The sequence below is a fragment of the Aquimarina callyspongiae genome, assembly GCF_034322225.1.
Classification (GTDB): domain Bacteria; phylum Bacteroidota; class Bacteroidia; order Flavobacteriales; family Flavobacteriaceae; genus Aquimarina.
On sequence record NZ_JAXLPA010000003.1, the window covers coordinates 735,149 to 746,753 of the forward strand.

An 11,605-nucleotide genomic window follows, 5' to 3' on the forward strand; every position below is an offset into this window, starting at 1 on the left:
TACTAAAATGTAAGCTAACCATAACTCATGATCGAAATAGAGCGTAAATTCCTGGTATCTGATGATTCTTATAAAACAGAGGTACACAAAAGTACTAACATCACACAGGGATATTTAAATTCTCATCCAGAACGTGCAGTACGCATAAGAATTAAAGGTAAAAAAGGGTTTTTGACCATTAAAGGAAAAAGCAATGAATCTGGGACATCACGATTTGAATGGGAGAAAGAAATCAGTTTAGAAGAAGCTAAAGCTCTTATCAAATTATGCGAAGAAGGAATCATAGAGAAAGTACGACATGAGGTGTCATCTGGTAAACATATTATAGAAATAGATGAGTTTTTAGGAAGACATAAAGGACTTGTTCTTGCCGAAATTGAGTTATCAAGTGAGGATGAAAAATTCTTAAAACCCACTTGGTTGGATAAAGAAGTTACTGGCGATCCCAGGTATTATAATTCACAACTAAGCAAAGATACTCGTATCCCTTAACGCTATAACAGTTAGACCGTAAAATTTTAGATATAATTTAATTATTTAGCATATTTAACACATTATTAACGTTAATTTTAGTTAAAAACGTGAATAATTCGTAATTTAACAGTGCTAATCATAAAATAATATCTATGCTAATCACCCCAAAAAGAATACTGTGGATTTTATGTTTATTATCCATTTCAGCGATATCTGCACAAACCGTTGTTAACGGATTTTTTCCTAAAAAGAACGAACTTACGGTTGCCTCGTCATACTCTTCAAAAAGTTATGACAATTTTTATAGAGGAGAAATTCTTACACCTGGTAATCCTGCCAATATGGGAGAGATTTCTTCATCTATTTATAGTATTTATGGCGAATATGGTATTTTAGATTGGCTATCTGCTTCAGCAAATATGCCTTATATATCAATAGAAAATGAGACAGGAGCTTTAGACCCTGTACAAGGAGTAAGTCAGGTTGATGGAATTCAGGATTTAAACGTTTTTTTTAAAGCCAAGATTCTCGAAAAAAGTTTTAAGAACGCTTCAAAAATTGCAATTGGAGGAGCTACCGGAGTTACGGTTCCTGTAGGAGGATATGAAGAAGCTGGTATCTTATCTTTAGGTAGCGGAGCTACTGTAGTAGATGGTTGTGGATTTGTACAATTTACTACTTCTTCTAATTTGTTTGTTGAGCTTCAAGCGATGTATAGCTTAAAAAACAATTCTGACTTTGATGTTCCAGATGCATTTGTATATAGCGCAAAACTCGGTTATTACAATAACTGGTTCTATGCTCACGCTAAAATAGGTGTTCAAAACTCTTTAAGCGGTTTTGATATTGGCTCTCAAGCTTTTGTAGATGCAGGTGGTGCAGCCGCACTACCTGAAACCGAAGTCGATTTTGCCAACGTATATTTTGATCTCTATGTTCCTCTTTATAAAAAAACATTAGGTGTTTCTTCTGGATACGCTATCAATATGGATGGCCAGAATTATAATAAAGAATCTTCCTTTTCTCTTGGACTAGTATATACAGTTCGTTAAAGATAGTCCAACCACCAACCCTGGTATTAATATCACCATCAAATGAATTATATTTGATGGTGATTTTTTAAATAAAATATTATGAAACCTTTTAATCGTTTATTCATAATCAAGGTATTACTTCTTTTTTTTATAATGATATCCTTTTCTTGTCAACAAGAAAACAAGGAAATAATAAAAGAAGTTAAAACTGAAAAAGAAATGGCTGAATCTGTAAAACCTTCTGCTAAGGATATTAAAGAAAAGTTAGTAAAGAATGGTTTTGAAATTTTTGATTATATAGATCAAGAGACGGGTGATACTATAATAATGCAACAGTATTTTATCGCTTTCTTAAAAAGTGGACCTAATCGATCTCATTCTAAGGAGGTTACAGATAGTTTACAAAAAGCACATTTAGCTCACTTAGGCAAAATGTATAAAGCAGGATATGCAGATATTTCAGGGCCTTTTGGAGATGACGGAGATATACGAGGAATCACTATCTATAATACTCCAACTTTTAAAATGGCAGATAGCCTGGCAAATCTAGATCCAATGGTTAAAGCTGGACGTCTCATCATAGAAGTGCATCCCTGGTGGGCAGCAAAAGGATTTCCTCTGAGGTAAAACAAACATCTTATTCTAAAAATATTTCAAGGTTAAATCAATTAGTTTTTGTTTAAATTTTGAGTAAGGAGGAGTCATTAATTGAATCGCACTAGGTATTCTCTGTCTAAACATAGATCGTTCGTTAGTGAATTCTATAAACCCATAATGCCCTCTTGATTTTCCAATTCCACTGTTGTTAACACCTCCAAATGGAAGATTAGGGTTTCCGATATGAACGGAAGACATATTGATGCAAGAGCCTCCTGCACTTGTATTATTCACAAAATACTTAATGTTTTTGTTATTACGGCTGTATATATACAAAGCCAAAGGTTTTTCTTTAGAATTAATTAATTCTATAACCTCCTCTTTCTTTTCATATGTAACAATTGGAAGTATCGGTCCAAAAACTTCATGTTGCATCAAATCAGAATCTAACGAAAGTTCTGTAACTAATGTTGGTTCAATATAATTTTCGGATTCATTTAACTTACCTCCATACATTATTTTTCCACCAGACTGTATAGCGTTTTCAAGATATCCTTTTAATCGTAAAAAATGTTTTGTATTAATAATTCTAAGATAATCTGGAGATTCTATGGCATCTTCTCCATAGTGTTTTTTAATTTGATCTGAAAGACTTTGTATGAACTCTTCTTTTTTACTTTTATGAATCAATATATAATCCGGGGCAATACATATCTGTCCTGCATTAGTAAATTTAGCCCAAGCTATTCTTGATACTATTGCCTTTATATTTGCTGTTTCATCAATAATAGTTGGTGATTTACCTCCTAGTTCTAAGGTTACACTTGATAAATTTTTGGCTGCAGCGGTCATAACAATTTTCCCTATTTCTGGAGCTCCTGTAAAAAAGATGTGATCAAACTTAAGATTCAATAACGTAGTTGAAACCTCCACTCCTCCTTCTACAATGGCAATCTCTTTTGCTTCAAAAGATTCTTCTATAATTTGCCTCATCACCATTACAGTATTAGAAGTAAATTCTGAAGGTTTAAGAATTACAGAATTACCTGCAGAAATAGCTGAAATCAAAGGTGCAAATAACAGTTGCATAGGGTAATTCCAGGGCGCAATGATAAGGCACATTCCTTTAGGCTCATAATGAATCCATGAAGATGTACCTGTCATAGTTATAGGATGTGCTACTGATTTTGGAGTCATCCACTTTTTTAAGTGTTTTATGGCAAACCTGATCTCTGTCAATACGGGGTAAATTTCTGTAAGATCAACTTCTGCGGCAGGTTTTCTATAATCTTTCAGCATTGCATCTTGAAGTTCTTTTCTGTATTTTAAGATCGTTTGTTCAAACTTCTTAAGTTTCTTAATTCGCTCTGAAGCTTTGGTCTTCCCTATTTGTTTATAATAGGATTGTTGCAAAGCATATATTTCTTTTATTTCAGAGATGGATTGTTCGTCGCACTCTACATTAATCATATCAAATATTTTTAAGAAGTAAAATCATTTTTTTACCTCAATTCTTCGTTTTAATTCATTTCCCTTTTCATCTAAAATAGTGATAATATGTTCTCCTGGTTTTGGCAAAATCGGCATTTCATGAAATTGTCTTGTTGTACCAATATATTGGTTATCTAAATACCAAAATATTCTAATATCCGAATTGGTATGTGCAACTTTAAGTATAAGTTCATTGGTTTCACCATCAAACCCCTTGGGTAAATAGACACTACTGTTATCTTTGGGAAAAACAAAATCCATTCTTTGTTGTATTTCTTTACTACAATCAGATCTATATGGTGGCAAAGATTTATAGTCTGCATTATTCGTTTTAAAAAAATATGCTTGTAATGGCGATAATACAAACCAAGATTCATGTATTATGTCAGCTACAGGTACGCAAGAGGAGTTTACACGGTACTTTCTTGTGGTATCGAGATGAATGAGTTGATGATACGGACACGGTTTAGTTTTGGTTCCTGAAACAGAAATATATACCTGCTTTTGAGGGCAATCCTTACTGGCCAAAAATCCACTTTTAGTGCATACGTTTACTTCTACCAAATCATCAAAAGGAGCCGCAAACCATTTTGAATAGGGTAACAAATTAAATACATCAAACAATACTGGCGCTGCTGAATTTAATCCAGTGAGTTCAGGACGTCCTTCTCCATCTGCATTTCCGATCCATACCCCAACTGTATAATCTCGACTGGTTCCGATCGCCCAGGCATCTCTATTACCAAAACTGGTTCCTGTTTTCCAGGCAATTTCTTTTGAAGAATCGTAAAACTCCCACGCTTCATCTCCTTCAGGGCGATTTACTTTTTTCATGGCCTCAAAAGTGAGCCATATACTACCAGCACCATATGTTGGTTTTTGGGATGTTTTTCTTCCAAAATTCACTTCTTGATTTGCCAATACAATTGGCTCGTTAAATTCATTGGTAAAATATTCACTTGTCGTACTTTGATAATGATTCAGCGTTCCTGCAAAACCCGCGTAAGTTTTGCACAAATCCCAGAGATTTCCTTCTGCTCCACCCACGATTAGCGATAACCCATAATGATCCGCGCTATACCGTATATCTTTGATATCAAAAACATTAATCTCATCTCTAAACCTTTGCAAACCATATTGCTGCAATAACCTTACTGCAGGAACGTTTAACGATCTCGCTAATGCTCTATTGGCAGGTACTGCTCCACTATAACTTTCATCAAAATTTTTAGGATTATATCCTGCAATTTCTGTGGGGATATCAGACACTAATTGCTCAGGCAATAACTCTCCTTTATCCATCATAGCTGCATACAGCAATGGTTTTAATGTACTACCAGTACTTCTAGGTGCTTGAATAATATCTACATCTTTCTGATGGTTTTTATCTGTTGGAGTATTCCCTACATAACTCACCACCTTCCTAGTATGAACATCCATTATCATGACTGCCATATTATGTACTTCATTTTGTCGCAGCACTTCATAATGTTGCTTTACCACTTGATTAACTTGTTTTTGAAGTATTAAATCAATGGTGGTTTGTATTCTTTTCCCACTATAATCTTTTGCCAGCTTATCCAGTAAATGCGGTGCTGATTGAGGCAAAAGAAAAGGTCTTTGCGGTAACGTTTCTTCAATAGACAATTCATAAGTTAAAGTATCTATAGTTTTTTGCTCTAATAATGTTTTAAGCAATCGATCTCTTTTTTCTTTTAATCGTATTTGATTTTTACCTGGATATATAAGTGCAGGAGCATTAGGCAACACGGCTAGCGTTGCATTTTCTGCCCAGGATAATTGATGCGGTGGTAATCCAAAATACCGCCATGCCGCCATATCAATACCAACCACATTACCTCCAAAAGGAGCATAGGATGCATATAATTTCAGGATTTCTTCTTTTGAAAACCCTGCTTCTAGTCTTGTCGCCAAGATTAATTCTTTAAGCTTCTCAAAATAAGTCCTCTTTTTACCTTTTCTAGATAACCTGATAACTTGTTGTGTAATTGTACTTCCGCCTCGAACTACTCTGCCTGCCTTAATGTTATCACTGATAGCTTCAATCATTGCTATTGGATTAAATCCAACATGGCGATAAAATTGCTGATCTTCAAAAGCTACAATACAATGCTTGAATTTATCTGGAACACTATCTGTTACCGGGAACCGCCATTGACCGTCTGTAGCAATTTTAGCTCCTAACAACTCTCCTTTATGTGTTTCTATCACGGTTGCTGTAGGGTCACTAAATAGTGGTTTTGGTAAAGAAAAATAATACCATACAAGTAAAATCCCTAAAACGATAAATCGCTTAGGGCGATCAATTATATATGCTAGTCCTTTTTTCAATAGTATTATTTAAAATTGTTGTTGCAAATCAAATGTAGCTATAAGAAATGATACTTGGCAATTAAAAGATAATGAACTAAAAAAAGTAGGTTCCAAAATAATTCTTTCTCATAAAGATTAATCAACATCTGTTTACCTCATTGAAATGTTAAAGAAATTAAGGTTAAATATTACAAAAAAACTAGTTTTAAAAATGGGGAATTTGTAACTTTTTTATCAAACCTTTTTTAATATCTTAAAACCTATTTATTATGAAAAAACAAGTACGTATTTTAGTTTTTATTTCCTTTTTTCTTGTCATTCAAACTTCTTGTAATAATGATGATGATGCTCCAAATACTGTAAGAGCCACTGTACAATTATCTGAAAAGAATGATAGCGGACTTTCTGGAACTGTTATTTTTACTGAGACTAATGGAGTGGTATCTATGACTGCGACTATTAGTAACATCTCAGAAGGGAATCATGCAATTCATATTCATGAGATAGGAGATTGTAGTGCAGCTGACGGTACCTCGGCTGGTGGTCATTGGAATCCTACCAATGTATCTCACGGTGCTTGGGGAACCGCCCCTTTTCATATTGGTGACATTGGGAATATTGTTGTTAATAGTAATGGTAACGGATCTATTAGTCGGGAAACCAATTTATGGTGTATTGGCTGTGATGATGAGACAAAAAACATTGTTGGGAAAGCCATAATTGTTCATGCTGGACCTGATGATTTCTCTTCTCAACCTTCTGGTGCTGCCGGTGCAAGAATAGGATGTGGCGAAATAGCAAAAGATTAATCAAAAAAGGGCTTGTCAATAATTCTATATATTGACAAGCCTTTAGTTTTTATAATATTATAATAAATCAAGAATTATCTTATGACTATTTTTTTTGTTATTGTTTGTTTTTTATTTCTGAATTGAATCATATATAAACCTGCAGATAAATTAGTCACATCTAATCGCAACGATTTATCTGGGTTCATTGCATGATGCTTAGAATACACTTTTTCCCCTTTTATTGTAAAAATACCAACTACCAGATCTGATAGGTTATTCAAGCTGGATGTTACAGTAACAAATTCTTTTGCAGGGTTGGGATAAATGCTAAAGTTTTCTGTTATAAGATTATCATTTACTCCTAAAGTTTCTTCTATCTTAAAATCTAAGATCCCAGATCCCCACGAACCAAAACGAACTGTATTAGTCGAAGATATATAATCTACATCCATTGCATTAAAAAATCCAATACCTTCTGCTATAGAGTACCATTTTTCCTGGGATACATCAAAAACATAAGGACCGATATCTGTTCCTGCAAAAACAAATTTATTATCCGGAGTTACGATCATCCCTCCTGTTTGCGCATCGTTATCAGCAGGAAAATCACCTGTTACATCTACCCAAGAATTTCCTCCATCCTTGGATAATATCGATCCGACGTTATTATTACTAGGACCGCAAAATAATATCCAGTTATCATTATTAGGTAAAACTACTCCGCTTCCTATATCACCTCGACCCCAACCGCCAGGGGTTTTGGTAAAAGGTGTATTGATTGCCGAACCAAAATTGGTTCCTCTATCATTAGAGATAAAGATTTTTCCATCCTGAAGCATAAAAATTTTATCTGGATTTGTCCAAGCCTGTGCTATCGCTGCTACTTGATTGGTTCCTTTATTTATAGTATGTCCTTGCATAGTTGCACCATTCCAGGTTGCTCTATCCAGATTTTTAGCCAATACCCATATCCTTTTATCAGGTTCATTATGATCAATGTATGTTTGCACCCAGCCCATATCTGTATTCCTGGTAAAATCAACTGTAGGACTTGAATTAAATTGTCCGTTCATCTGACCAACAGATCTAAACCCGCCACTATTAGTATACATTTTTACCGGTGCATACACTTTATCTCCTTGTCTCGCCCATTTCCATACATTCTCTCCATCATAACTATCCAAAGGAGGGCCATCACCTCCAATGCTTTGATAAAAATCAAGTACATCACCACTTGTTCCAGGGATAATACTCTCGCTTCCTTGATCCTGAGTACTATAATTAATATGATTAGGGTTATTAATCCCTGTAAACACATTTTCTCTATAAATCAGTGGATTAATAGTGTTAAGCACATTGAGATTAATAAAATGTGCATTGGCATATCCAGAATTATCGTAACCAACGCCTGCCGCAGGAAAATCAGACCACTCTTTATACGAAATAAATATTCCTCCATCAGAACAACGTGCAGAAAAGAGATCTCCATTACTATTATAAAAGAAATGAGAAGATTGAAAGTCTGGATGATAATTAAATCGAATACGATTATAATAATCCTGTGCTGATAAATTTGTGCCGTTTTGATATCTTCCCCAACCTGTAGCATCAGATAAAGTATTATCTAAACCATCCAAAGATATTACGGGTTGTGCATAACCAGCTACCATAATATCTGTATTTTCAGGATGAACAGCCAAGAACATTCCTGATGACATTTTTCCTGTTCTATCTCCATACCAATTCCCTTTTGGAAATTTTTCTACCCAGTTAGTTCCTCCATCAGACGAAACCCAATAATTTTTATCCTCTGTTACATAAAGTTTTCTGGAATCACCTCCTATGCTATAAGCTCTACTCCCGTGATTGGAAGTATAAGAACCTCTAAAATCAAAATCGGTTTTTGCACTATTAAGAACATAAAAAGATCCACTTCTTGCTAAATATACCTGATTAGATTGAGGTTGATTATTATATCTAGGAGTATAGACAAAAGAACTTGCTGAAGCTCCAAAATCTTTTAATAAAGAAAAATTTATTCCGAAATCAGTAGATACATATACGGCACTATTGTTAGTCACATAAATAGTATGATTGTCTTGCCTATTAATTGCTGAACTGGTATTTGAGGATGGCAGACCATTAGAACGTGTCCAGGAGTTACCTTCATCATCAGAATAATATAATGGACCATTTTCTACGTGAGCTATTAACCTTGTTGTGCCATTAACCTTAAAAGCAAATAAGTTTTGATATCGATTAGGCCAGTTAGCAGTTAATAAAACAAAATCATCACCACCTGTTCCTGTGTTGGGGTTATAAATTGTTCCTCTAAAAATATAGGATTTGGAATTATACTCCCCCACATAATGATTATGTGTTACTCCATAGATAATGTCAGTTCCATCGAGCATCTCGGCAAACTTAAATGCTCCCGGCATATTTTTAGGACCTCTATTTGTCCAGGTACCTACCAATTCTCCATTAGCATATGTATTATTAAAATTACTTTTCTGAAAAGATTTGGAAACGTTTGATAATTTAGAAAGTATCTTTTGATGACGTGCTGCTTGCTCAGCTGTCCATATTGCATTTTTGTCTGGGTTATCTTCTTTTTTTTCTTTCTGAAGATTTTGTGTTAGGGGGAATTCTATAGTTTTATCTTCTTCGGTTTTACACGACCATTGCATCACTACAAATGCGACACAAATGACGATGAGGTAGGTTTTTTTCATGTTATTTATTTGATGGTTAACTACATTATAACCCCCCAGATAAACAATTATTGTGAAAATTTTATATTTTACACTGTCCTAGGTTTACCTATTTATCGTTTGAAACCATTTATTCCTGGTAATAATTTTTCTATAAACACCCCGTAATGATGAAAAAGGAGTTTCTAAAAAATGGTTTTATTAAACTGGATGCTTTAATACCATTTTCAGAAGTTGAGAAAATTAGAGTTTTATACGATGAACTTCTAAATGACGAACAACGTACTGAAGGATTAAGAAGTGACTTAAGCGGTCAAAGCAAAACACAAGACACTGTTGAGAAAATAACTCAAATTATGCGTCCTAGCATGATTGAACCAAAATTATTAGAAAGTATTGCTTACAAATTTGCCTTAAATCACGCTAAAAAGATGCTAGGTGATGATATGGCATTAGACTTTGATATGCTTATCAATAAAGCTCCATATACTGACACTCCTACTCCCTGGCATCAAGATGCTGCCTATTGGATTAAAATGCCTGATAAAAGATCGGTAAGTTGTTGGATAGCTCTAGATGATGTTTATGAAAATAATGGATGCATGTGGTTTATCCATAGAAAAGAAAAAATAATCAAACCTCATAGTTTATATTCTAAAGGAGGTGCTCTTCATTGCAAAACTGATACCAGTGAAGCTCAATGCATTCCAATTCAAGCTGGAGGATGTACTTTTCATGATGGATTCACACTTCATTTTAGTAAAGGAAATACTACCTCATCTCAAAGAAGAGCTTTAATCTTAAATTTTCGGCCAAAAGAAATGATTGAGTTAGAGAGAAAACAAGGTATTGATCACACAGGTACAAGAAAAGTAAGAAATAAGGATGCTTAATGGTTTTTCTTAAACTTACGTTGTCTTTAAATTTATCCAAATGAACTTAATCAATCTTAGTAATCAAATTTTTCAGAACAGTAAATACCAGATTTGTAGTTGAAGTTAGATATTCAAAATTTACAGTTTGATAGATATCTCCAGTCGAATGATAAAATGGGGTAGTATCATGATTCTCATACTCCTCTGTAATCCCTACTGCTTTAAAACCTCTTTCTCTAAATGCCTGATGATCCGTAGAGTTTACCTCGGTTGTATAAACCGGAATATTCATTTTTTTTGCCTCTTTAGCATATAAATTTTTAAGTGCTGTGGTTGGTAATTCTAACTCTATAGCCCGATCTCCATCTTCATCCCAACCCATTTGATCTATAGTGTGTACAGAATGTACGTTTAAATTCTTATTCTTTATATACTCTGAAAAAGCTCTACTACCTATCAATCCCCATTCTTCTTGATCAAAAAAGATAATTAGAACGTTTTTATTCCTCTTTTTTAACACGGCTAATTTTTTAGCTACACTATAAACCAAAGCAACTCCCGTAGCATTATCATTTGCTCCCGGACAGTCTTGTACAGAATCAAAATGCGCCCCTAAAATAACGTACTCATCGCTAGATGTAGTTGCTTTAATTATTGTATAAATATTGCTTCCTTCAAAATATTTTGGAGATTTATTAGGATAAGGGTTTTTAAAATTATAGGAATGTTCTTCAACCTCCAGAGAGAGGTTTTTTATCATTTTACTAAGGTAGGATTTCACTGTTTTTCTTTCCTCTTTGGTATACCTACTCTTAAGGGTATAATTATCACTTACCTTTGAATTTCCTGTTAAAACTGATAGTATTTCTTTTTGCTCTATTATAACACTATCCTGAGCAAATATAATTGTGGTAGAGAAGCCTATCAATAGAATAATCAGTAACCCTTTGTTCATATATTTAATTTTTAATCTACTAATAACGTTATTAACTACTATTTTTATTTTAAAACAGATTCATAATGTTGAACCAATGGAAAAGGATCATAAAAATGATGTAATAGTTTTTTCCATTCCTGGTATTCTTTTGATTTTCTAAAACCAATTTCATGATCTTCAATAGTTTCCCACTCAACAATAAGCAGATATTTATCATCCTCCTCGATACATTTTAATACATCATGTCGTATATACCCTTGCCTGGATGAAATAATCTTCTGGGCTTTTTTAAATGCTTGTTCAAAAGCAATTGATTCTCCAGGTTTTATGTTTAAAACAGCTTGTTCTAAAATCATTT

At 33.9% G+C, this 11,605-nt stretch carries 10 protein-coding genes; 5 read left to right on the forward strand and 5 right to left on the reverse strand.

Annotated features, from left to right (window positions below):
- Window positions 1-27 precede the first annotated feature (27 nt).
- The 3 genes from U0D62_RS15475 to U0D62_RS15485 all read left to right on the forward strand — a co-directional run bounded on the left by U0D62_RS15475 (window position 28) and on the right by U0D62_RS15485 (window position 2,135).
- Entirely contained in the window at window positions 28-492 is a 465-nt protein-coding gene (locus U0D62_RS15475) for a CYTH domain-containing protein (protein WP_322288213.1), read from the forward strand.
- Between the two features lie 134 nt (window positions 493-626).
- Window positions 627-1,526, forward strand: a complete 900-nt coding sequence (locus tag U0D62_RS15480; RefSeq protein WP_322288214.1) for a transporter — start codon at window positions 627-629, stop codon at window positions 1,524-1,526.
- Window positions 1,527-1,607: 81 nt separating this feature from the next.
- Window positions 1,608-2,135: a YciI family protein gene (locus U0D62_RS15485; RefSeq protein ID WP_322288215.1), complete on the forward strand. Its 528-nt coding sequence runs from the start codon at window positions 1,608-1,610 to the stop codon at window positions 2,133-2,135.
- 15 nt (window positions 2,136-2,150) lie between these two features.
- Here U0D62_RS15485 and U0D62_RS15490 read toward each other — a convergent pair whose 3' ends face one another.
- Both U0D62_RS15490 and pbpC read right to left on the reverse strand, forming a co-directional pair.
- Entirely contained in the window at window positions 2,151-3,575 is a 1,425-nt protein-coding gene (locus tag U0D62_RS15490; protein WP_322288216.1) for an aldehyde dehydrogenase family protein, read from the reverse strand.
- Between the two features lie 24 nt (window positions 3,576-3,599).
- Entirely contained in the window at window positions 3,600-5,948 is a 2,349-nt protein-coding gene (gene pbpC / locus U0D62_RS15495; protein ID WP_322288217.1) for a penicillin-binding protein 1C, read from the reverse strand.
- Between the two features lie 251 nt (window positions 5,949-6,199).
- On the opposite strand from pbpC, the gene U0D62_RS15500 reads away from it, so the two are divergent.
- Complete coding sequence (locus U0D62_RS15500) at window positions 6,200-6,739, forward strand: superoxide dismutase family protein (RefSeq protein WP_322288218.1); 540 nt, start codon at window positions 6,200-6,202, stop codon at window positions 6,737-6,739.
- A gap of 74 nt (window positions 6,740-6,813) precedes the next feature.
- On the opposite strand, the gene U0D62_RS15505 is transcribed toward U0D62_RS15500, so the two are convergent.
- On the reverse strand, window positions 6,814-9,456 hold the full coding sequence (locus U0D62_RS15505; protein ID WP_322288219.1) for a T9SS type A sorting domain-containing protein: 2,643 nt from the start codon (window positions 9,454-9,456) through the stop codon (window positions 6,814-6,816).
- Window positions 9,457-9,602: 146 nt separating this feature from the next.
- Between U0D62_RS15505 and U0D62_RS15510 the strand changes: the two genes are divergently transcribed.
- Window positions 9,603-10,328 (forward strand): phytanoyl-CoA dioxygenase family protein, encoded by a 726-nt coding sequence (locus tag U0D62_RS15510; protein ID WP_322288220.1) that lies wholly within the window; start codon window positions 9,603-9,605, stop codon window positions 10,326-10,328.
- 46 nt (window positions 10,329-10,374) lie between these two features.
- Here the strand turns inward: U0D62_RS15510 and U0D62_RS15515 are convergent, their stop codons facing one another.
- Together U0D62_RS15515 and U0D62_RS15520 are read right to left on the reverse strand one after the other, a co-directional pair.
- Complete coding sequence (locus U0D62_RS15515; protein WP_322288221.1) at window positions 10,375-11,265, reverse strand: M28 family metallopeptidase; 891 nt, start codon at window positions 11,263-11,265, stop codon at window positions 10,375-10,377.
- A gap of 44 nt (window positions 11,266-11,309) precedes the next feature.
- A complete protein-coding gene (locus tag U0D62_RS15520) occupies window positions 11,310-11,603 on the reverse strand; it encodes an antibiotic biosynthesis monooxygenase family protein (protein WP_322288222.1) in 294 nt (97 codons plus the stop codon).
- Window positions 11,604-11,605 lie beyond the last annotated feature (2 nt).